Source organism: Burkholderia cepacia ATCC 25416 (assembly GCF_001411495.1).
Classification (GTDB): Bacteria; Pseudomonadota; Gammaproteobacteria; order Burkholderiales; family Burkholderiaceae; genus Burkholderia; species Burkholderia cepacia.
On record NZ_CP012982.1, the window covers coordinates 2,708,964 to 2,728,963 of the forward strand.

21 protein-coding genes and 2 pseudogenes are annotated in these 20,000 nt (G+C 66.6%); 12 read left to right on the forward strand and 11 right to left on the reverse strand.

The genetic code is table 11. The features are described 5' to 3' along the window. Positions 1 to 80: 80 nt before the first annotated feature. Complete coding sequence (locus APZ15_RS40035) at positions 81 to 860, reverse strand: OB-fold protein (RefSeq protein ID WP_080982054.1); 780 nt, start codon at positions 858 to 860, stop codon at positions 81 to 83. A gap of 510 nt (positions 861 to 1,370) precedes the next feature. Between APZ15_RS40035 and APZ15_RS41320 the strand changes: the two genes are divergently transcribed. The 4 genes and pseudogenes from APZ15_RS41320 (at position 1,371) to APZ15_RS29365 (ending at position 3,857) form a co-directional block, all read left to right on the forward strand. Continuing rightward, on the forward strand, positions 1,371 to 1,700 hold the full coding sequence (locus tag APZ15_RS41320) for a hypothetical protein (RefSeq protein WP_138143367.1): 330 nt from the start codon (positions 1,371 to 1,373) through the stop codon (positions 1,698 to 1,700). 10 nt (positions 1,701 to 1,710) lie between these two features. Beyond that, positions 1,711 to 1,833: pseudogene (locus tag APZ15_RS41325) on the forward strand (integrase core domain-containing protein); the annotation flags it as partial. Between the two features lie 557 nt (positions 1,834 to 2,390). Beyond that, on the forward strand, positions 2,391 to 3,035 hold the full coding sequence (gene ribA / locus APZ15_RS29360) for a GTP cyclohydrolase II (protein ID WP_027789400.1): 645 nt from the start codon (positions 2,391 to 2,393) through the stop codon (positions 3,033 to 3,035). Between the two features lie 150 nt (positions 3,036 to 3,185). Beyond that, positions 3,186 to 3,857, forward strand: coding sequence for a GNAT family N-acetyltransferase (locus APZ15_RS29365; RefSeq protein WP_049116784.1), 672 nt, complete (start codon positions 3,186 to 3,188; stop codon positions 3,855 to 3,857). Here APZ15_RS29365 and APZ15_RS29370 read toward each other — a convergent pair. The 4 genes from APZ15_RS29370 to APZ15_RS29385 all read right to left on the reverse strand — a co-directional run bounded on the left by APZ15_RS29370 (position 3,772) and on the right by APZ15_RS29385 (position 6,494). Beyond that, positions 3,772 to 4,158 carry a VOC family protein gene (locus tag APZ15_RS29370; protein WP_021162343.1) on the reverse strand — a complete coding sequence of 129 codons (387 nt, stop codon included), beginning with the start codon at positions 4,156 to 4,158 and terminating at the stop codon, positions 3,772 to 3,774. The two genes, APZ15_RS29365 and APZ15_RS29370, sit on opposite strands and share 86 nt — an antisense overlap. A gap of 257 nt (positions 4,159 to 4,415) precedes the next feature. Then, the gene (locus APZ15_RS29375) at positions 4,416 to 5,180 is read right to left on the reverse strand and encodes a hypothetical protein (protein WP_027789398.1); all 765 of its coding nucleotides are present in this window, start codon (positions 5,178 to 5,180) and stop codon (positions 4,416 to 4,418) included. 51 nt (positions 5,181 to 5,231) lie between these two features. Next, the gene (locus tag APZ15_RS29380) at positions 5,232 to 5,840 is read right to left on the reverse strand and encodes an acyl-homoserine-lactone synthase (protein ID WP_027789397.1); all 609 of its coding nucleotides are present in this window, start codon (positions 5,838 to 5,840) and stop codon (positions 5,232 to 5,234) included. A gap of 210 nt (positions 5,841 to 6,050) precedes the next feature. Further along, entirely contained in the window at positions 6,051 to 6,494 is a 444-nt protein-coding gene (locus APZ15_RS29385; RefSeq protein ID WP_027789396.1) for a DUF4902 domain-containing protein, read from the reverse strand. Positions 6,495 to 6,567: 73 nt separating this feature from the next. On the opposite strand from APZ15_RS29385, the gene APZ15_RS29390 reads away from it, so the two are divergent. Beyond that, positions 6,568 to 7,287: an autoinducer binding domain-containing protein gene (locus APZ15_RS29390; RefSeq protein ID WP_027789395.1), complete on the forward strand. Its 720-nt coding sequence runs from the start codon at positions 6,568 to 6,570 to the stop codon at positions 7,285 to 7,287. A 51-nt stretch (positions 7,288 to 7,338) separates the two neighbouring features. Here the strand turns inward: APZ15_RS29390 and APZ15_RS29395 are convergent, their stop codons facing one another. The 5 genes from APZ15_RS29395 to APZ15_RS29415 all read right to left on the reverse strand — a co-directional run bounded on the left by APZ15_RS29395 (position 7,339) and on the right by APZ15_RS29415 (position 13,266). Continuing rightward, positions 7,339 to 8,046, reverse strand: coding sequence for an MgtC/SapB family protein (locus APZ15_RS29395; RefSeq protein WP_021162348.1), 708 nt, complete (start codon positions 8,044 to 8,046; stop codon positions 7,339 to 7,341). 305 nt (positions 8,047 to 8,351) lie between these two features. Then, the gene (locus APZ15_RS29400) at positions 8,352 to 9,896 is read right to left on the reverse strand and encodes a TolC family protein (protein ID WP_027789394.1); all 1,545 of its coding nucleotides are present in this window, start codon (positions 9,894 to 9,896) and stop codon (positions 8,352 to 8,354) included. Continuing rightward, a complete protein-coding gene (locus tag APZ15_RS29405) occupies positions 9,883 to 11,946 on the reverse strand; it encodes an FUSC family protein (protein ID WP_027789393.1) in 2,064 nt (687 codons plus the stop codon). The genes APZ15_RS29400 and APZ15_RS29405 overlap by 14 nt, the downstream gene beginning before the upstream one ends. Next, complete coding sequence (gene mdtN / locus APZ15_RS29410; protein ID WP_027789392.1) at positions 11,927 to 12,976, reverse strand: multidrug transporter subunit MdtN; 1,050 nt, start codon at positions 12,974 to 12,976, stop codon at positions 11,927 to 11,929. Before mdtN ends, APZ15_RS29405 begins: the two co-directional genes overlap by 20 nt. Further along, positions 12,973 to 13,266 carry a hypothetical protein gene (locus APZ15_RS29415; RefSeq protein WP_011354664.1) on the reverse strand — a complete coding sequence of 98 codons (294 nt, stop codon included), beginning with the start codon at positions 13,264 to 13,266 and terminating at the stop codon, positions 12,973 to 12,975. Before APZ15_RS29415 ends, mdtN begins: the two co-directional genes overlap by 4 nt. Before the next feature lie 567 nt (positions 13,267 to 13,833). Here APZ15_RS29415 and APZ15_RS29420 point away from each other — a divergent pair. The 7 genes and pseudogenes from APZ15_RS29420 (at position 13,834) to APZ15_RS29450 (ending at position 18,811) form a co-directional block, all read left to right on the forward strand. Beyond that, the gene (locus APZ15_RS29420) at positions 13,834 to 14,982 is read left to right on the forward strand and encodes a metallophosphoesterase (protein WP_027789391.1); all 1,149 of its coding nucleotides are present in this window, start codon (positions 13,834 to 13,836) and stop codon (positions 14,980 to 14,982) included. Positions 14,983 to 15,161: 179 nt separating this feature from the next. Next, positions 15,162 to 15,767 (forward strand): alpha-ketoglutarate-dependent dioxygenase AlkB family protein, encoded by a 606-nt coding sequence (locus tag APZ15_RS29425; RefSeq protein ID WP_027789390.1) that lies wholly within the window; start codon positions 15,162 to 15,164, stop codon positions 15,765 to 15,767. Between the two features lie 342 nt (positions 15,768 to 16,109). Further along, positions 16,110 to 16,316, forward strand: coding sequence for a hypothetical protein (locus tag APZ15_RS29430; RefSeq protein WP_027789389.1), 207 nt, complete (start codon positions 16,110 to 16,112; stop codon positions 16,314 to 16,316). 328 nt (positions 16,317 to 16,644) lie between these two features. Then, positions 16,645 to 16,803 (forward strand): annotated as a pseudogene (locus APZ15_RS29435) (type II secretion system protein); the annotation flags it as partial. Positions 16,804 to 16,858: 55 nt separating this feature from the next. Next, entirely contained in the window at positions 16,859 to 17,080 is a 222-nt protein-coding gene (locus tag APZ15_RS29440; RefSeq protein ID WP_226153250.1) for a hypothetical protein, read from the forward strand. A 101-nt stretch (positions 17,081 to 17,181) separates the two neighbouring features. Continuing rightward, positions 17,182 to 17,661 (forward strand): type 6 secretion system effector deamidase TecA, encoded by a 480-nt coding sequence (gene tecA, locus APZ15_RS29445; RefSeq protein WP_027789388.1) that lies wholly within the window; start codon positions 17,182 to 17,184, stop codon positions 17,659 to 17,661. A gap of 256 nt (positions 17,662 to 17,917) precedes the next feature. Next, positions 17,918 to 18,811, forward strand: a complete 894-nt coding sequence (locus APZ15_RS29450; protein WP_027789387.1) for an IclR family transcriptional regulator — start codon at positions 17,918 to 17,920, stop codon at positions 18,809 to 18,811. Positions 18,812 to 18,913: 102 nt separating this feature from the next. Here the strand turns inward: APZ15_RS29450 and APZ15_RS29455 are convergent, their stop codons facing one another. Next, a complete protein-coding gene (locus tag APZ15_RS29455; RefSeq protein ID WP_027789386.1) occupies positions 18,914 to 19,993 on the reverse strand; it encodes a porin in 1,080 nt (359 codons plus the stop codon). Between the last annotated feature and the right edge of the window lie 7 nt (positions 19,994 to 20,000).

Sequence of the window (20,000 nt, forward strand, 5' to 3'; positions counted from 1 at the left end):
AAATAAAAGACCCCGCTCAGATTGCTCTGGCGGGGCCTGATTATTTTCACAACGGAAGGACTGATGGGACGGCCTTCGAATCAGTTTGCGGCCGTTTTGTCGTAGCAGACTCGGCTGTCACCTTCTCCGGTGCACTCAATCAAGCCTTTTGCAACCTTGTCCGCATAAGCTTGTTTCTGTGCCTTCTCTGCGGCCTCTGCGTCGAGTTGTCTTGCTCGCATATCCTCGGCGAATTTCTTTGCTTGAGTCTCTTGTGGTGTCAGAATTTTATCGATACTGATAAAGATGCAGTTCTTGAAATCAGGGTAACCAATTCCCTGTCCGTCGCCCGTGCACAGCAAATCGAGACGCTGACCGCGCCGCAGGGTAGGGAGCGCTGCTCTTGCGCTTTCATGAAACGAAAGGCTGACGCGAGCCGACTCATTGTCCATTCCTTCTTTGAACGCACCTACAGGATCGATATCTTCATTTTTCGAGTTTGTCGGGAAAGTTTTCAGGATCATGCTGTTTGAGCCATCAACACTTTCCATCAAACCTTGTAGACGGATCGATTTTCCCTTGTATTTTGCATCAGCGTTGAGCTTATTTTCGTCATAGTCGGCTACGACTTGTTTAACTTGGACGACTGGTTGTTGCGCAGCTCGCTGCAAATATTCCTCTTCGGCGCGCTTGGTGTCCTCGGGAGTGGGATTTGCATTTGGTGTAGTTGCGACAGGATCATGGCCGCGCGCTGCATCAATTTCGGGTTGAGTGACTCCTGAACTCCTGTCCGAGTAATATTTGATGGCTGCAAGTCCGATAATGCCAAGCACGAGTACAGCGAGAACGATCCGTAATACTGACAGCAAAAATCCTTTCATTTTAATCCCCGTATATGTGTGGTGACGAATTTAAACGTGGTTTGTACTAGTTCTGAGTAGGGTTGCAAGTCGCGAAGATTTATTTAGTTGCCTGCGTCTTCGAGCGGTTGAGGAATTAGAGCGCAACCGCAATGCTTGCACTTACGGGCATCACGCAAAACGAATTCACGACAGTCAGGGCATTTGACATGTGTTTCTGGCGTGGGCATGCCGTTTTGTGGTGATAGATCACGTGCGATCAACAGAAAAATAACGGCAATGAGCGGGCTAAACACTAACGCAACGAATCCCCACCCCAACCCGGATCGGCCTCGCTTGACCGCAAGCATGCCGACTGCAACCGAAAATACAAGCCAAAGCAGAAAAATAACCATCACGACTCCCCGGAAGTTGTTGTTTGTCGATTATAGTGCCGGACCGTCTGAGGTGGCTTGGAAGTTGGTGGGCGTGCGCGTGCTCGGTGGAATGCAACCCTGGTAACTTCACCACGGTAAGCTGACGGGCCTGAGAATGCTGACTATCGAACACGCGATGTTGGAAGATGTTCGAGAGGTTGCCGGGGGCGTAGTCCGGCGGCACGAAAGTAAGATAACGGGACAACTACTAAACCTTACGAAGATGAGAAAACTACTTGCGGGGCTGCTGGGCGCTGTACCTGGACTATCTTTCGCCGTTTCGCCGTTGGCGGCTGACCAGCGATTGGCATTTGTCCCGAGAGAACATAGTGGGCCGTTGGATTCGCTCATTGACCTGTGGGACAGCCTGCCTGTTTGGGCGTGGATCATCTTGGTCATTTTCTTGATGCTATGGGGAGCAGCAAAGAACAAGCGGAAGAAATGAGTTCCAGCCCGCGAGCGCAGCGCGCAATCTCGCTATCGCGTTCGAGCATTACAACGAGAAGCATCCGCATAGCGCGTTGAGGTATCGCTCTCCACGTGAGTTCAGGCGAACCTTGGCCCGGGAGGGAATCTGATGCAACCTGATGTGGTACTACGTCTCCGCCTCAGAACCACGGCCGAAGGGGGACGAAATGGGCCGGTGTTCATAAATCCGGGCATGCACTTCGGTTGCCCGCTGGTTATCGACGGCCAATACTTCGATTGCCGCTGGTTGGTGGACGGTCGAGCTCTCGAACTTGGTCACGAACACGATGTACCGGTAAAGTTTCTGTCCTTCGCCCTGGTTGCCCCACTTCTGGCAGTCGGGAAAGAAATCCAGATGTGGGAGGGCGGGGTCTTCGCAGATGGCGTCATTACGGACATCTGTCGAACACCTGATTCGCAACATTGATGAGTTCGTTCTGGCGCGTGTCCGGAGATACAGGGGCAAATCCAAACTCTCAGCCGCCGTCGTGAAGCAGGCAGCGCGCACGCGGTGGAGTCCGAGGTTAGGCAAGTGGCGCGCGGCCTCCTTCGGCAAAGTACCCACCAAGGTCCAGTGCGGTAAACTCTCGCGGTAGAGGTCTGCTTTGTTGTACTTACGCGACAACTTACGCGATAGGCCGAATAAACTCCACGAAATCAACTACTTATGACAGATTCAGGTTTGCCCACGCCGGGCAATGGCCAGGCCGACGAGTGCGTGACGCTCGTCGCCACAGCGTCGCTGCCCACACGCTACGGTACGTTCAAGTCGTACGCTTTCCGCGTATCGGGCAGCGATGCCGAACATCTCGCGCTCGTGATGGGTGACGTCGCCGGCGAGCAGTCCGTGCTGACGCGGCTGCATTCCGAATGCCTGACCGGCGACGTGTTCGGCTCGTACCGCTGCGACTGCGGCGAGCAACTCGATCTCGCGTTGCGCTACATCGCGGCCGAAGACCGCGGCGTGCTGCTGTATCTGCGCGGGCATGAAGGGCGCGGGATCGGCCTGAGCAACAAGATTCGCGCGTACGCGCTGCAGGAGCAGGGGCGCGACACCGTCGAGGCAAACCTCGACCTCGGCCTGCCCGACGACGCCCGCGAATACGACTCGGCCGCCGCGATCCTCCGGATCCTCGGCGTGACGTCGGTGCGGCTGATGAGCAACAACCCGGCGAAGTTCGACACGCTCGCGAAGCACGGCATTCCCGTCTGCGAACGCGTGGCGCTTGCGGTGCCCGTGCGCGAGGAAAACGAGCGTTATATCCGCACGAAGCAGACGAAGTTCGGGCATTACTTCGAAGAGAACGAGTAATCGCCGCGGGCGCTGCCGGCGCCCGTTTCTCGTCATCAGTTCCCGCGATCGTCGCCGGCGGACGCGACGATCACGATTTCCCCCTAGTCCTCTCTGCCTTCGGGTTGGTGACGACACTCGCGTCACGCCGCCTGAACGATCCTGTTCCCCATGTCCACGCCGTCGAAAATCGAAACCGCGCGTCTGACGCTGCGTCGCTGGCAGCCGGTGGATGCGGGCGCGCTGTCGGCGCTGCATGCGGATCCGGACGTGACCGCGTGGCTCGCGCGCGGCCCGATGTCCGTTGACGAGGCGAGCGACGTCATCGCGCGCTTCGACGCGCATTTCGATGCGTACGGCTTCGGCCCGTGGGCGGTCGAGCGCCGCGCCGACGGGATGTTGATCGGGGTGTGCGGCTTGTCGCACGAGGTGCGCGCAACGCACCCGATGGCGCCGTGCGTCGAGATCATGTGGCGGCAGGCTCGCCACGCATGGGGACATGGCTACGTCGCCGAAGCGGCCGCCGCCGCGTTGGCCGACGGGTTCGAGCGGATCGGGCTCGGCGAGATTCTCGCGTGGACCGCCGACACCAACCTGCGATCGCAGCACGTGATGCAGCGGCTTGGCATGCAGCGTCAGCCCGCGCGCGATTTCGACCATCCTGCGTTGCCGGAAGGGCACGCGCTGCGTCGGCACGTCGTGTATGCCGCGCGCGGCCGGCCTGGCCGGCGCGTAACGACTCACGCGGATTCGCTCGTCAGCGCCACGTACCGTTCTGCAGCACGATCCGGTAGCCGTCGGCATCCTCGAAGGTCTGGCCGGATATTTCCCAGTACGGATTGAACGACGTCACGGGCATGAAGCCGTGCGCCGTGGCACGCGCGCAGGCGGCTTCCCATTCCGGCCGATCGGGCAGGTAGAACACGATCAGGTCTTCCGGCGTCGGCGACGGCGCGATCGGATGGTCGGGGCAGTGCGTGAATTCGAAGTGATAGTCGAGGCCGTCGCGTCCGAGCATCACGCCGGAAAAGCCGTCGTGATCCTCAAAGCGTGCGAGAACGGACAGGTCGAGAGCGTCGCGATACATGCGCTCGGTTCGGGCGAGGTTGCTGACCGGGCGGGCAATGCGCAGATGGGCGTGCAAGATGGCCTCGGGGGAACGTGGCAGACCCGCCGATGATAATCGATCCGGATTGTGGCGCGTCGGAATGCCCGGGCAGGCAATCGATGAAGGAGGGCGGTGGTATGGCCCCGCAATTCGAGCAGGCAAGAAAAAGCCCGCTACATTGAGCGGGCTGAATCCATGTTTGGAGACATGGAGGAGACAGACGTGAATTTAAGGGAAAACCCGAGGCGTGGCAAGCCCTAGTTGTATCGATACAACTTCCTGTTGCGCCGCGTTCACATGCCGCCGGCCCGCGCGTGCGCCGCAAACGCGCTGAATCGTTCCTGCGCGACCGGCAACGCGAACTTGTCCCGCATCTCCGTCTCGATCCATGCACAGGCCTCGCGTGCGCAGTCGGTCAGCGCGTGGCGTGTCGCATGCCCGTCGATGTCGTAGACGAAGCGCACGCCGACCTCGTCGTCGGCGACCTGTCGCTCGAGCTGGTTGAGCTGCAGTTGTGGCCCGTGCTGTTGCGACAGCGCGCGCAATTCGTCGAAGTGATATTCGAGCCAGTCGGCAAAGAACAGCGCGTCGCTGTGGCACGGCAGCCGGAAGGCCGCGCTGCGCGACGGACGCGGCCCGGCTTCACCGGCCGGTGCGTGCGATTCGCCGTCGGTGGCGATGGACGTGTCGACAGGGGCGAGCGGATGCTGAAGCCGGCGGTAGGGCTCGCGATCGCGCAGCGCATGCCACAGCAATTCGTCACCGGCGGCGCCGGACGGCTGCATTGTCAGGTCAAGCCGGCCTTCGCCGGCCGGGGCGATGTCGCGGATCACGAGGCGCAGCGAGCAGAGCGGTTCGTCCGCGACCAGCAACGTCGCCGCACGTGGCAGCCCGCAGACCAGCGGCGCCGTGCCGGCGGCACGGAACACGAGGCCGCGCCGGTCGAGCCGCACGAGCGGCAGCGGCCGTGGAAACGACGGGTAGGCGACCGCGATGCGGGCGCCGCCGGCGCTCGTCAACCCGGGCATCATCGCGCGAAAGACCTGAGACTGGTCCACGTTGATTCTCCTTCGTTACGATGCCGCCCGGACAGGAACGCGCGTTCCGGGTCAGGCGGCGATGGCTTGCCGGGCGGCCTGCCCCGGCTCGATTCCTAGCGCGGCAAACGTTTGCGGATCGATGTCGATCCAGCACGCGACCACCAGACGCCCATCTACCTGCTTCGGCGGGCCTGCGCGGTGCGCGTGTATGCCGATCCGGCGGAACAACCGCTCCATGCTCGCGAACGTCACGCCGATCAACTGCCGCGCGCCGAGCTGCGCCGCGCACTCGACGACGGCCGCGAGCATCGGGCGCACGGCCCATTCGGCGTTGCCCGGCCCGCCTTCGTCGTCGGTCGCCGCGAACCGGGACAGCTCCCAGACTGCGGCCGATTGCGGCAGCGGCATGTCTTCGGCGATCAGGTCGGCGAACAGCGACTTCAGCAGATACGGGCGCGTCGTCGGCAGCAGGCGCGCACATCCGCACATGTCGCCGCCGGCGTTTCGCGCGAACACGTAGACGGTATCGTCGCGATCGAACTGGTCGCGCTCGAAGCTTTCGTTCGCCGACGGGAGCGCCCAACCGAGCTGTTCGACGAACACACGGCGCCGATAGCGCCCGAGATCCGCTGCAAGTTCGTGTGGCAACCGCCCTTCCTCGTGAACGAAGGTCCGCATGGTGTCCTCGGATTTGTGCTTTTGTATGTGCGCATTACATCGCGCCGCACGAGGGGGCTGTAACTGGTAACTCTTACAGGGTGACGGTGGAATGACGCCGATCAGGACGTGGTAACGGTTTCTTGATCAACGGGATTGAAAACCGGGCCGCTTTTGCTTATAAAGAGCGCCAGCACTGCGGAAATTGTCAGAGGAATGCGGGGCCAGTTGTCACTGGAGCGTCGGACCGGCATGATAGGCGTCGTTGTGCCCGAGCAGGGCCGACGCGACCGCTGCGGGCCAGTCGATGCACGCGAGCCGCGCGGCAAGCGCGGCGGCCGTGCGGAACATGCCGATGTCGGCACCCGTGGCGTCGACGGCCATCACGTTGCTGTGGACGTCGCCGCCCGCGATCACGAACGTGCCCGTCGCGCGTTCGAGGTACCAGTCCCAGCCGACCGTCACGTAAGCGACGCCGGCACTGGCCGGGCGATGCCATTCGGTATAACCGGCGAGGCGTGCGTCGATTGCGCTGTCGCGCAGTTCCGCACGCAGCGATGCGTCGAGGCCGCTTGCGACATGGTCGAGCGCGAGCACGGCCAGTGCGCTTTCTGACAGGCGTACGTAGCCGTCCGGGGACGGGCCGGGGACCGGGTGCAGCAAAGGTGAAGTCATGCGCGGAATGTATCAGCGTCGAACGGGTGCTGGAACCTGACAAGTATGACAGCGTGACGTTGTCGGAGAATGAATGGAACTGCGCTGGCAGGATGCCTATCAACAATTCAGTGCCGCGGAAGACGAGCAGCAGCTCTTCCAGCGGATTGCCGCCTATTCCAAACGGCTGGGATTCGAATACTGCTGTTATGGCATTCGCGTGCCGCTGCCGGTATCGAAGCCGTCGGTAGCCATCTTCGATACCTATCCCGACGGCTGGATGGCGCACTATCAGGCGCACAACTACATCGAGATCGATTCGACGGTTCGCGACGGCGCGCTCAGCACCAACATGATCGTCTGGCCGGACGTCGACCAGATCGAACCGTGCCCGCTGTGGCAGGACGCGCGGGATTTCGGGCTGTCGGTGGGCGTCGCGCAATCGAGCTGGGCGGCCCGCGGCGCGTTCGGCCTGCTGAGCATCGCACGCCATGCGGACCGCCTGACGCCGGCCGAAATCAACATGCTGACGCTGCAGACGAACTGGCTCGCGAACCTGTCGCATTCGCTGATGAGCCGCTTCATGGTGCCGAAGCTGTCGCCGGCGGCGGGCGTCACGCTGACCGCGCGCGAGCGCGAGGTGCTGTGCTGGACGGCCGAGGGCAAGACCGCGTGCGAAATCGGCCAGATCCTCAGCATCTCGGAGCGAACGGTCAACTTCCACGTCAACAACATCCTCGAGAAGCTGGGTGCGACGAACAAGGTCCAGGCGGTCGTCAAGGCAATCTCGGCCGGACTGATCGAGGCGCCCTGACCTCGAACGAGGGCGGGCGGCAGCGCGACATGCCGCTGCCGCCAGCGTCGCTCACTCCATCATCGGCTCCGCTTCCTTCGCGGTCCAGCTCACGCTGGAAATGCTCTTCTCCATGCTCATCCGGCTCGCGATCTGCTCGAGCTTCTGCTGATCCTTCGGATGCAGCTTCAGTGTCGCGGTCACCTTCAGCCGGTCCGGCTGGTCGGGCACGTCCTCGCTCGTGAGGCTCTGGAACGACAGCGGCTTCGCATACATCGAGTTCGACAGCAGCGTGCGGATGTGCACTTCGTCGGCGGTCAGGCAGATCACGGTGATCTGGTATTCGCGCACGAGATCGGCGTTCGACACCGGGGTTGCGTTGATCGCCTGGCTGACGCCGCGCAGCACCGTATTGGTGAGGAGTACGACGCCCGTGCCAGCAAGCGCGGGCACGTAATGACCGGAGCCGGCCAGTACGCCGACGGCGGCCGAGCACCACAGTGTCGCGGCCGTGTTGATGCCCTGGATCGAGCCCTTGTCGCGCATGATCACGCCGCCGCCGAGAAAGCCGACGCCCGACACGACGTATGCGGCGATCTGCGTGACGCCCGCGACGCCGTTGCCGGTCAGCACGCCGAGCGTGACGAACAGGCACGCGCCGCTCGCGACGAGCGTGATCGTGCGCAGGCCGGCCGTGCGCTGGCGCATCTGGCGCTCGAGGCCGATGGCGACGCCGCAGGCGAACGCGGTGAAAAGGCGGAGTGCGAAATCGAAAGTCATGGTTGTCCTGCCGTGCAAGGAGCGCGTGCCGTCCCGCGTCGCTGCGGCGCACGGCCGAAGGCGACACGACGATAGCCGTCATCGCGCGGTACTGTACCGCGCGAATGCGTCATTCAGTGTGAAACGGTGGGCGTGCGGCTCGCGGAACGCGAGCCGGGCAGGAGAACTGCGTCGGACAGGCGTTCAGGCGGCAAGCGGCGCACGCAACGGAGTGCTGCAACTGTCCACGATGGTTCCTGAAGGAAGAATGGGCGGCATTCTAGTGGGCGGCGCGCGCATGCGTCAACCGCCTCGCGGCGGTCGTGCTACTGCGCCGAGCCGATCGTCCCCGTCGCGAGCGCGAGCCCGGCGGCAGCGGACAGTGCACCGGCATAGCTGTCGACCTCCGCGTTGCGCGCGGCGAGCAACTGGCTTTGCGCGATCGTCGCATCGGTGACCGAACCGACGCCGTTCCGGTACGCGGTCAGCGCCGCGTCGTAGCTCGTCTGCGCGGCATCGACGAGCGCCTTCGCGGCGTCGTGCGACGCAAGGCTCGTCTGCACCGCGTTCTGCGCGGCGACCACCTGGCGGACGGCTTCCTCCTTGGTCCGCGTGAGTCGCGCGGACGCGCTTTCCGCGTCGTTGCGCGCCTGCATCAGCACGGCCGAGCGCATGCCGCCGTCGTACAGCGGGATCGTCACGCCGAGGAACACGCCGCCGCCGTAGCGGCTGCCGTTCAGGTTGACGGTCGGTGACTGGTCGCCGATCGCGGGCAGCGCGGAGATGGACGTGCCCCCGCTCGCGTACGACGTCGACGCGGACAGGAAGATCTTCGGCATGAACGCGGCTTCCGCGGCCTTGATCTTCGCGCGATTGGCTTTTTCAAGCGCGAACGCGCCCTGCAGGTCGGGGCGGCGCGCAATTGCGTCCGACACGATCGCGTCGACCGACGAGCCGAGTGCGGGCGGCAGCGGCCGCTTCGGCAGTGCGGCGATGGTCGGCTTCGACAGCGGCGAGATGCCGAGCGCGGAGACGAGGGCGAGGTAGCTGTCGCTCTCCGCGCCGTTCGCCTGCACGAGCGCGAGGTTTGCCTGCGCGCGGTTCTGCGTCGCCTGCGCGAGCTCGACGACCGTGCCGACGCCGTGCTTGAGCCGCGCGCGGGAGGCCGCGAGGATCGCGTCCGCGTTCGCGAGACCCTGCTGCGCGCTGAGGGCGCGCGAGCGCGCGGCTTCGTAGCGGTAGTACGCGACGGTCACGTCGTGGATCACCTGCTGATGCACGGCCGTGAACGCGACGTTCGACGCGATCGACGCCTGCTCGGCCGCCTCGACGCGCGCCGCGCGGCCGCCGAAATCGAACAGCAGCCATTGCAGCGACAGCGCCGAGATCGTGCCGTGAACGGTGGTGTCGCTCGACGAGTCGCCGAGGATTGTCGACGTCGAGCCGTGGTTGGCCTGGTACGCGCCCATGGCCGTCGCCGACAACCTCGGCAGGTAGGCGGCCTTGGCCAGGCCGACCGCGAGCGCCGCGTTGCGCGCGTCGTTCCAGGCGATGCGGGTCAGCGGGTTCGCTGATTCGGCGAGATCGATCAGTTCGGGCAGCGTGTACGCGTGCGCGGCATCGAGCGCAGCCGGCGGCGAGACCGACGCGAGCGCGGGCGACGCGGGCAGCGTGTAGTCGTGCGAACCTTGCGCGGACGCGCGCGGCGGGCCCGGCACGATGTCGCCGGCAGCCGACGTTTGCGGTTGCCATGGGCGGTCGGACGCCTCCGGCGCCAGATCGATCGACGACGTCGCGCAGCCGGCCAGCGCGACGGCGGTCGCGAGGGCGGCGGCGGCGATCGAGGCGGCCGGCGGTTCAGGTAGGCGCATGGGGGGCAGGCTCCTTCGGTGTGGCTTGACGGGCGGCGTCGGCGATGTGCGCGAGCCGCGTGTCGATCAGGTTCAGCAGCGCGTCGCGCGCAGGGTCGGCAGGGGCAAGGCCCGGCGCGGTGGCCGGCGGTGCGGGCGAATCCGCATGACGCGCGGCTTCGTCGTCGCGCGGGTCGGTCACGCGCGCGAGCTGCGCGGCGATCGCCGCGTCGCCAGGCTTGCGTTCGGCGAGGAGGAACAGCGGGCCTTCGAGCGCGCCGAGTTCCGCGAGCGCGCGCCGCCGCGTGGCGAGCCACGTGGCGGCCGGACGCACCCACGACGGTTCGTAGTGAACCAGCCCGAGCGCCTGCGCGATCGCGCCGTGGCGGGCGAACGCGTCGGCCGCGAGCGCGCGCCGCTCGGCCGGCTGCGCGACCTGCGCGACGCGCCGCCACTGGTCCGTCAGCGCGGCGAGCCCGGCGTCGATCTGCTTGCCGATGCTGACGGGCCAGATGCGCGTGAACACGAGATACACGACGACGTTGCCGAGCAGGATGCCGATCGTGCGGTCGCGCGCGATCGTCAGGTCGAAACCGGGGCCGGCGCCCTGGATCACGCACAGGAAAAACGCGAACGCGATCTGGAAGCCCGCGTACGCGATGCGCGGCGAGCCGAATGCGACCCACGCGGCGAGCCAGCCACCGGCGAACACCAGCGCCATCAGATGGCCGACCGACGACAGCGACGGCACGACGAACACGAGCGCGGCGGTGCCGAGCAGCGCGCCGACGATGCAGCCGAGAATCCGCAGCGTGAGCTTCTCGACCGTCTCGGCCGTCGAGCCGAGCGACACGATGTAGCAGGTGACGACGCACGTATGGATGCCCGACCAGTCGAGCTGCGAATACAGCAGATAGCAGAAGATCGCCGCGGCGGTCGTTTTCAGCGCGTAGCGGATGTGGTCGGGATTGGTGCGCGCGTCGGGCAGGAAGAAGCCGCCGCGCGGTGCGGCGGCTTCCGCGGCGGCAGGCGTTCCGGGCGCGGCCGCCGGCGTGTTGGCCGCGGCGGCCGGTGCATCCGTCGCGGCTTCGGCCGCTGCGACCGGTTCCGCGAAGCGCGTGATCGCCGCATGGATATCCGTGGCGGCGACGCGCGCGAGCGGCGGCAATGTGTCGGCCGGCGGCAGCGTGAGCGTCACGTCGACGGGGTAGCCGCCCTGATCGAGGATGGCGGCCATCTCGTCGAGCGTCGCGGCGATCGGGGTGGCGTACGTGTCGGGCAGGCGCGCGCCCGGTTCGCGATCGGCCAGCGCGACGCCGACGAGCAGCGCGGTGCTCGATGCCACGGCCTGCCGCAACGCCGCGAAGTCGGCGGCGGACGACGAGCCTTCGAGCGTCGACAGCTTGAGCCACGTGAGCAGCTGCTTGTCGCCTTCGTGAAGGCTGGCATCGAATGCGTCGCGCGCCGCATCGTCGCCGCGCAGCCGCTGCGCGGCGAGCCGCAGGCGCTTCGCGAGCTGGGCGTGCGCGAGCTTGCGCGGCGACGGCGCGATCAGCAGGTTGACGACGATCGCGACACCGGCCGGGATCGCGATCGTCAGCCAGATGTACAGCAGCGCACGTGTCGCGGCTTCACCGAACGGCGCGAGGCCGAGCTGGTCGAGCCCGAAACCGACGATCATCGCGAGGATCGCGCCCACCGGGCGCAGCTTGCTGGCGGAAGTCAGGTACAGGAGCGCGACCGACAGCACGGCCATGCACGCGACCCGCAGGATCGAATAGTCGATGCTGAAGATCGCGATGCCAAGCACGAGCCCGATCACGATCGTGACGATCAGCAGCAGCGCGGCCGCGAGCACGACGCTCGTCACGCGGTCGGCACGGATCATGAAGAACACGACGTACGCGGACAGCGCGGCTTCGGGCGTGCCGTATGCGGCCGTCACGAACGCGGTCAGCGCGCAGATCAGTGCGACCCGCGCGGCAATCGACGCGCGTCCCGGAAACGGTGCGAGCAGCCGCAGGACTTCGCGCGGGCCCGGCGAGCGAACCTCAGCGGCAGGCAGTGCCATGCCGGACCTCGACGATCGCGCTGGCGCCGACGCGCACGAGCGTGCCGTCGGGTTCGTCGAGCTTCACGCGCACCGGGAAGCGCTGCGCGACGTGCACCCAGTTCACCGAGTTCTGCACGATCGGCAGCGAGCGCGGCAGGTTGATGCGCGCGCTGTCGGCGATGCCGGCGCCGATGCCGACGACCTTGCCCGTCAGCGGGCGGCTGCGGTCGATCATCGAATACACGGTCGCGCAGTCGCCGACCGCGATGCGGCTCAGCGCCGTCTCGCGGAAATTGCCGACCGCGAACCATTCGCGCGCGTCGATCAGCGTGAAGATCGACTGGTTCGGCGCAAGGGCTTCGCCGGCGAGAACGGTCAGGCCCGTCACGAGCCCGTCGTGCGGCGCGCGCACGACGGTGTCTTCGAGCGCATGCTGCGCGCGCGCCAGCGCGGCCTCGCGCGCATGCAGCGTCGCGATCGCGTCGGCTTCGTCGCCGATCGTCTGCGCGGACGCGCGCTGCTGTTCCTGTGCCTGCGTAAGCGACACGGCTGCGTCGCGCTGGCGAACCTTCGCCTGGTCGAACTGCTGCGCGCTGACGTAGCCCTGCGCGGCGAGCGGGGCGAGCCGGTTCACGTCGCGCGTCGCGAGATCGTGGTTCTGCGTCGCGCGCTTGACCTGCTCGGCGGCCACGGCCGCGTTCGAGCGCTCGCCGATCAGCGAACGGCGGCGCGTGTCGAGCGACGCGCGCGCGAGCTCGAGGTCGGCCTGCGCCTGCGCAACGGTCAGCCGGTACGGCACGGGATCGATCACGTACAGCAGGTCGCCCTTCGCGACGCGCTGGTTTTCATGCACCGCGAGCTGCACGATGCGGCCGCCGACCGGCGACGCGACGTGCACGACGTCCGCGTCGATCGACGCGTCGTCGGTGGACGGGTAGGCCGTCGTGCGGTGGTACGCGTATACGAGTGCGGCGATGCCGAGCGCGACGATCGCCAGTGCGATCACGCGGCCTTTGACGGAGGGGCGGGCGGTGCCGGCGGCCTTCATGCGAACGGCCCCGTGCCGGTGAGCCACACGATCACGGCGACCACGAGCCCGATCGCGGTGCAGACGGCAAGCTGGTAGGGCACCGTGGCCGCCCAGCCGGTCGCGACGAATACGCGGTGCGCGACGATCGCACCGATCACGCCGACGATCGCGCTGACGAGCCAAAGCGGGAAATATGCGCCGAACAGGACGTACGACGGTGCGCCGCGCGATGCGCAGCCCGCGAGCGGCAGGGCTGGCGCAAGGACGGCGGCGACGCGCAAGGGCGCGCGCGGCGTTGTTTTTCTCATGATGTGACGAGCTCGACGGTGGGGGTGGATGCCGGGCGCGGCGCAATGTGGATCGTCGCCGCGACGACGATTCCGGGATACGGAGCCGATAATAAATCAGCGCGATGCGGATCGCCAGCCATCCTTCCTGCTCACCATGGCGGGGCGGTGGCGGTTCAGGGGGCGTGTCCGCATGGCCGGCATCGCGTTTCCGCAACCGGGGGCAGCGCAGACCGGGTCGTCGCGATTCTGCCAGTGCGGGCTCGCGTAGGGTTGCTAACGGACTGTAAAGGATCGTCAGACGAACGGAGCGTGGCTGAATTTGCGATGTCGCGAGAGCGGAATCGGTGCGGAAACGGGCGATTGTCGTTCTGACGCGCGGGAATCAGGCTGACCTGGCGGGCCGATGAGGACGCGGTCGCACGCCGTGCCGGACGGCATCGACGCCAAATCCGGCGACCGGTCGTCGCCGCCGCGATCTGTGTACCATCGTACGCATGGCGCGGCGCGCGGAACGGAGCCTCACGGCCTCGTGCAACGCACGTCGCGGAAGCGTCAAGGCCGTATCGCAACGAAGGTGAACGTTCCATGCGAAGTTTTTTTGTCCGGTTCATTGCAATCGGCGTGCTGTTCCATCTCTACGTCGGGATGCGGATCATTCCCGATGCGTTCGCGTCGCCGGTCGTGCGCACGATCGCGGCGCTCGTGCTGGCGAGCTTCGTCGTGCTGATTCCGGTCGGCATGTTCTCGCGCCGCTTCGACGAAGGCTGGGCCGCGACCCTGGTCGGCTGGGCCGGATCGGTCGTGATGGGCTTCTTCTCGTCGCTGCTCCTGCTGACGTTCCTCCGCGAATTCGTGCTGCTCGGCGTGTTTGCATGGCGGCATCTCGGGCACGCCGGCGCGTGGCCTGGCGCGGCGACCGGCACGGCGCTCGGCGTGCTGGCCGCCGCGGCGTTCGTTACCGTGGTCGGGTTCGTCGGCGCGCGCCGCACGGCGGCGGTCAAGCGCGTGTCGATCCCGGTCGAGGGGCTGCCGGCGGGGCTCGACGGGCTGACGATCGTGCAACTGTCCGACATCCACGTCGGGCCGACGATCAAGCGGCCCTATGTCGAACGGATCGTGCGCGCGGTCAATGCGCTCGATGCCGACCTCGTCGTCGTGACGGGCGACGTGGTCGACGGCTCGGTCAAGCGCCTGCGCGAGCACACGGCGCCGCTCGGCCGCATGCAGTCGCGGCACGGCAGCTTCCTGGTGACTGGCAACCACGAGTATTACGCGGGCGCGCACGCGTGGATCGACGAATTCCGGCGCATCGGGCTGACGGTGCTGCTCAACGAGCACGTGCTGATCGAGCATGACGGCGCGCACGCGGTGCTCGCGGGCGTCACCGACTTCACGGCGGGCGGTTTCGATCCCGCCCATCGCAGCGATCCCGAGCAGGCGCTGGCGGGTGCGCCTCGCGAGGTGGCCACGAAGATCCTGCTCGCGCACCAGCCGCGCAGCGCAGAAGCGGCCAACCGCGCCGGGTTTACCGTGCAGTTGTCGGGGCACACGCACGGCGGCCAGTTCCTGCCGTGGCCGCCGTTCGTGCGATTGCAGCAGCCGGTGATCGGCGGGCTGAGCCGCTTCGGCGATCTGTGGCTCTATACGAGCCGCGGCACCGGATACTGGGGGCCGCCGAACCGCTTCGGCGTGCCGTCCGAGATCACGCTGATCCGGCTGACGCGCGGCGGGTAGCGCACGGTTCCCGTCCGGGGGAAACCATTCGCTGGGCCGGCGCAAGCCCGTCGTCGGCGGGAACCGGGCGGGCGGCAGCCTGCCTCGTCTGCGAATGACAGCGCATGGCGGCGTGCGATGCCGTTGGCTAGTATGCAGGCATGCACCGTTCGCTCCGCTCATCGTCCGTTCCTCCCGACATGTCGACGCCCGATCTCTTTGCTGACACGCCCGCTCCCGACGTGGACTGGTACCCGGACTGGCTGACGCCGCCCGATGCCGATCGCGCGCTGGCCGCGCTGATCGACGAGGTCGCGTGGCGTCAGGACACGATCCGCACGCCGCGCGGACGCATTCCGTTGCCGCGGCTCACCGCATGGCAGGGCGAGCCGGATGCCGTCTACGTGTATTCGGGGATCCGCAACGTGCCGGCGCCGTGGACGCCGGCCGTGTTCGACCTGAAGCGCGCGGTCGAAGCGACGTGCGGCGCGCGTTTCAACAGCGTGCTGCTCAACCGCTACCGCAACGGGCTGGACAGCCTCGGCTGGCACGCGGACAACGAGCCCGAGCTTGGCGATGCGCCGGTGATCGCGTCGGTGAGCCTCGGTGCGATGCGCGTGTTCGACCTGCGCCATCGCGCGACCGGTGTCACGCATGCGTATCGCCTCGTGCACGGCAGCCTGCTCGTGATGCGCGGGCGCACGCAGGCCGAATGGCAGCATCGCGTGCCGAAGGTGCCGGGCGTGCAGGGCGAGCGCGTGAACCTGACGTTCCGGCGCGTGATGCCGGGTGGTACGGATCGGTAACGATCCTCGTCGCCGAGGTGGCCGGATCGCCGGGCGATTCGCGCCCCGTTTCTTTGCGGGGCACGGGCGACCGACACACGCAAGCGGTCGCGTGTGCGGCACGTTGCCGCACGAATGTCGCGCCGTGCGCCGCGAAACGGTGCTGAGCCCCATCCCATATGGGTTTCAGGTAGATTCGATCGACCGCCCGGTACCGATAGATGAGTGAAACCTCTGATGGTGCGTCGCAACAATCCTTGACTAGACTGTCGAATGGCAGAAGCGCGTCGTATCCCGGCGCGACCCTTTCGACATGCCCCGAGCGGCGCCGATGCGGCGCGCAAGGGGGCAGGAGTAAAACGCGTGACCGTAATCGACCCTTCCTTCGAACCCTCGCTGCACGTCTTTGAACAAGACGGCGGATGGCAATGGGCGCTGACGGTGAAGCGGGCGACCGGCGTCGGCGTGAAAGTCGTTGCGTTCAGCCGGGAAGGCTTTCGCGGCGAGGCCGAGGCTTATGCCGCCGGCCAGCTTGCCCGCGCCGAGTATGACGCCGCCGTGACGGCCTGACGCCGTCGCGGCGATCCCGCCCGAGGATCGCCTTCACCGCTCACCACCCGCTGCCGGGTGTTTCTTTCTATCGCTTCCCGTTTTCCATCCGTTTGCCCGCCCGCCGGGCCGCGTTGTGCCGTGCCCGTCGCGCGACAGCGGATGCGGCGCGCCCGGGTGCCTGTCCGTCCGGGCTGCCCGCGCCAAATGGTCCGTACCATTCGACACGTGTGTGCCATACGCGGCGCTTGACGTCCGTGCACGGCGTCCGTCGCGCCGGCGATGCGGCTGCGTGCCGCGATCGGCACGCCGGACGCCGGACGACGATCCATCGACAAGAATGCCGGTCATGTGCGACGACAGAACCGACTACAACCGCCATGCGCGCGGCGGATCGCGCACGGCGCGGACGCCGCAACGGGGATTCACGCTGATCGAGTTGCTGATCGCGCTGGCGATCGTCGCGGTGGCGCTGGGTGCCGTGATGCGCGCGATCGGGTGCACTGCTATCTCGAGGCGCACGTGCTGAACGCGAGCGCCGCCGCGCCGCTGCCCCGATCGTCGTGCGCGCGTGGATCGGCCCGAACGGCGCCGTCACGCGTGTCGAATTCGCGTCGCTCGGCGATCCCGATGCAGACGCGACACTGCGGCAACTGCTCACGGCCGGCCCGCTGGCGGAACTGCCGCCGCCCGACATGCTGCAGCCGTTGCGCGTGCGCCTGCGGCTCGCGCCGAATCCCGATGCGGCCGCTGCCGCGCCGGCATCGGCCGCCCGCATGCCGTGACGCCCGGGCCGGAATGCGGGCGTGGCCGGATATCGTAATAACATATGACGTTATTGCGTCGGCAGGACGATGACGTCCTGCTTCTTCACGAGGAGCCACCCATGCAACTGAGCCAGTTAGGCGGGCACGTCGCCCAATCCGGTTTCGCCGAACGGCAGAAGCACGCGCAGGCGCTGATGTTCGGCATGGCCGACATCAACGAATACGTGTCCGGCGGCGTCTGCTATGACGCCGCGGCCTATGTCCGGTATCTGCTGCGCAGTGACGCGATGATCGCGCCCGGTGCGCTGCTCGACACGATCGGCCAGCACTGGCGGACCCGCTTCAACTTCGAAACCGGCGGCGAGTGGGACGGGCGCGCGGGCATTCCGGCCGGAACCGCGGTCGGCTTTTCGCGGGGCGGCACCGTTTTTCATGCCGCGATCGCCGTCGGCGGCAGCCGGATCCGGGCGATCAACGGGGGTCGCCTGGGCAGCGGCTGGATGTACGCGGTCGACCTTGCGCGGGTGCTCGAGCCGGACGCGGCCGGCGGATTCACGTATGACCGCGCGAACATCCGGGTTCACCTCTCGCGCCTGTAGGCGGCGCGGCATCGGCCGCCGCGCGCCGCGCCCACGGCCGGCATCGCGTCGTCCGGCGATTTCCGCATGGCGCCGCGCTGTCCATCGCTGCTATCCTCTCGACCGTGAATGACTATTCGTGGGGCCGTGGAAGCGCATGCCGCGCCGCGGCGATTCACGCGGGTGCGAGCCCGCGTGCGCGCCGGGCTCGCATGGCCGCCTGTCCACGACGATCCATGACCCGTTTCGTGATTGATTTCCTTCCGTCCATGTCCACATGGTCAAGACAACGATGAGCGACGCGCCTGAATCCGCGGCGCCCGGCGACGACGAATCGTCCGGCGGCGCATCGTCCTACCTGGTGCCGGGGCTCGAACGCGGGCTGCGGATCCTCGCCGAATTCTCCGCGCGCGAGCCCGTGCTCGGCGCGCCCGAGTTGTCGAAGCGCATCGGCATTCCGCGCACGACTACGTTCCGCCTGCTGCAGACGCTCGAAGCGCTCGGTTTCCTCGAGCGCGTGAACGGCGACCGTTATTTCCGGCTCGGCGTCGGCGTGCTGCGGCTCGGCTTCGAATACCTGAATTCGCTCGAACTGACCGATCTCGGCACGCCCGTGCTCGAGCGGCTGCGCGATACGACGGGGCTGTCGACGCATCTGCTGATCCGCGACCAGCGCGACGTCGTGTTTGTCGCGAAGGCGCAGAGCAACGCGTCGATGTTCGGTTCGGTGAAGGTGCACGTCGGCACGCGCCTGCCCGCGCATGCGACCGTGCATGGCCACGTGTTGATGGGCGACCTGACGCGCGACGCACTGCGCCAGCTCTATCCGGAAAAGCGGCTCGAGCAGTTCACCGAGCGCACGCCGGGCACCGTCGACGAACTGTACGAGCGCGTGCGCCATTACGCGCGGCTCGGTTATGCGGTCAGCGAGGCGGCGTTCGAGAGCGGCATTTCGGCGGTCACAGCGCCCGTGCGCGATCATTCGGGCTCGATCGTCGCGGCGATCACCGCGACGGTGCCGCGCTCGGAGATCGGCGAGGCCGGCGAGAAGGAGCGGCTCGTCGAAGCCGTGTGCGGCGCGGCGGTCGACCTGTCCCAGCGCCTGAACTATCGTCCGCTCGAAAGCGACCCGACGTTCGCGCACGCGCGCCACAAGGTCGCGATGTTCTGACGCCGACTTGTCGGGCGGGCCGCCGCACGCGGCACCGCAATCAAAAAACGAGGGGCCCGCGGGCCCCTCATTTCATTTCAGGCACCGACTGCCTGACGCCGTTCAGAACGAGTGGTGGATCCCGGTGAGCACGACCACCTGGTTCGCGGTGCTCGACACGCCGGCCGTGAAGAACGCGGCCTTTGCGCCGCCCGACCCGTGCTCGTACAGCACGTTCGCATAGAGTTGCGTGCGCTTCGACAGCGAATAGATGTCGCCGAGTTCGACCTGCGTCCAGCGGCGGCCGGCCAGCGTCGTGGTTGCCGCGCCGCCCGCGATCGTGTTGAACGCGCTGCTGCGATAGTTCACGCCCGCGTCGTAGCTCTGGAACGTGTTCGAATAGCCGTTCGACTGCATTTTCGTGCGCGTGTACAGGCCATGCACGAGGAAGTCGCCGAACTGGTAGGACGCGCCCGCGCCGATGTTCTCGACCTTGTTCGCGATGTAGCCGTTCGCGGTGTTCTGCCCCTGGAAGGATGTGATGCCGGTCGTGCCGATCAGGATCGAGCGGTCGTGCTCGTTCGAGTACACGGCCGACGCCTTGAACGGCCCGTTCGCGTAGTTCAGCGCGACGCCGACCGACTTGCCGGTCGAGAAGTTCGTCGTGTTGCCGAGCGCCATCGTCGCCGCGGCCGAGAAGCCCGCGAAGGTCGGCGAACGATACTTGACCGCGTTGTTGTACGGCACGTTGCCGGTCGCGGCGAGCCCGTCGATGTTGCCGGGGTGGAACGCATACCAGCTCATCGCGAGGTAGGCCGTGCTGAGCGGATCGAGATAGTCGAACGACAGCGGCGTCTGGCGGCCGAGCGTCAGCGTGCCGTAGCGTTCCGAACTGAGGCCGACGAAGGCCGCGCGGTTCCAGATCGTGTTCGCGGTCGCGAACTGGCCGTTGTTCGTATAGAAGCCGTTTTCGAGCTGGAAGATCGCCGACAGGCCGTCGCCGAGGTCTTCCTTGCCCTTCAGGCCCCACCGGTCGGGCTGCGTATTGCCCTGGATCATCGCCCATTTCGCATGGCCGCCGACGTTGTTCACGTACGCGACCCCCGCATCCATGCTGCCGTACAGCACCACGCTGCTCTGCGCCCACGCGCCCGACACGGCGCCCAATCCGATCACTGTTGCTGCTACCGCATGCTTGACCATTTGATCT

Coding starts and splice junctions, on each gene's coding strand:
- APZ15_RS40035 (WP_080982054.1), bottom strand. CDS start 860: ATGAAAGGATTTTTGCTGTCAGTATTACGGATCGTTCTCGCTGTACTC.
- APZ15_RS41320 (WP_138143367.1), top strand. CDS start 1,371: ATGCTGACTATCGAACACGCGATGTTGGAAGATGTTCGAGAGGTTGCC.
- ribA (WP_027789400.1), top strand. CDS start 2,391: ATGACAGATTCAGGTTTGCCCACGCCGGGCAATGGCCAGGCCGACGAG.
- APZ15_RS29365 (WP_049116784.1), top strand. CDS start 3,186: ATGTCCACGCCGTCGAAAATCGAAACCGCGCGTCTGACGCTGCGTCGC.
- APZ15_RS29380 (WP_027789397.1), bottom strand. CDS start 5,840: ATGCGGACCTTCGTTCACGAGGAAGGGCGGTTGCCACACGAACTTGCA.
- APZ15_RS29385 (WP_027789396.1), bottom strand. CDS start 6,494: ATGACTTCACCTTTGCTGCACCCGGTCCCCGGCCCGTCCCCGGACGGC.
- APZ15_RS29390 (WP_027789395.1), top strand. CDS start 6,568: ATGGAACTGCGCTGGCAGGATGCCTATCAACAATTCAGTGCCGCGGAA.
- APZ15_RS29395 (WP_021162348.1), bottom strand. CDS start 8,046: ATGACTTTCGATTTCGCACTCCGCCTTTTCACCGCGTTCGCCTGCGGC.
- APZ15_RS29400 (WP_027789394.1), bottom strand. CDS start 9,896: ATGCGCCTACCTGAACCGCCGGCCGCCTCGATCGCCGCCGCCGCCCTC.
- APZ15_RS29405 (WP_027789393.1), bottom strand. CDS start 11,946: ATGGCACTGCCTGCCGCTGAGGTTCGCTCGCCGGGCCCGCGCGAAGTC.
- mdtN (WP_027789392.1), bottom strand. CDS start 12,976: ATGAAGGCCGCCGGCACCGCCCGCCCCTCCGTCAAAGGCCGCGTGATC.
- APZ15_RS29415 (WP_011354664.1), bottom strand. CDS start 13,266: ATGAGAAAAACAACGCCGCGCGCGCCCTTGCGCGTCGCCGCCGTCCTT.
- APZ15_RS29420 (WP_027789391.1), top strand. CDS start 13,834: ATGCGAAGTTTTTTTGTCCGGTTCATTGCAATCGGCGTGCTGTTCCAT.
- APZ15_RS29425 (WP_027789390.1), top strand. CDS start 15,162: ATGTCGACGCCCGATCTCTTTGCTGACACGCCCGCTCCCGACGTGGAC.
- tecA (WP_027789388.1), top strand. CDS start 17,182: ATGCAACTGAGCCAGTTAGGCGGGCACGTCGCCCAATCCGGTTTCGCC.
- APZ15_RS29450 (WP_027789387.1), top strand. CDS start 17,918: ATGGTCAAGACAACGATGAGCGACGCGCCTGAATCCGCGGCGCCCGGC.
- APZ15_RS29455 (WP_027789386.1), bottom strand. CDS start 19,993: ATGGTCAAGCATGCGGTAGCAGCAACAGTGATCGGATTGGGCGCCGTG.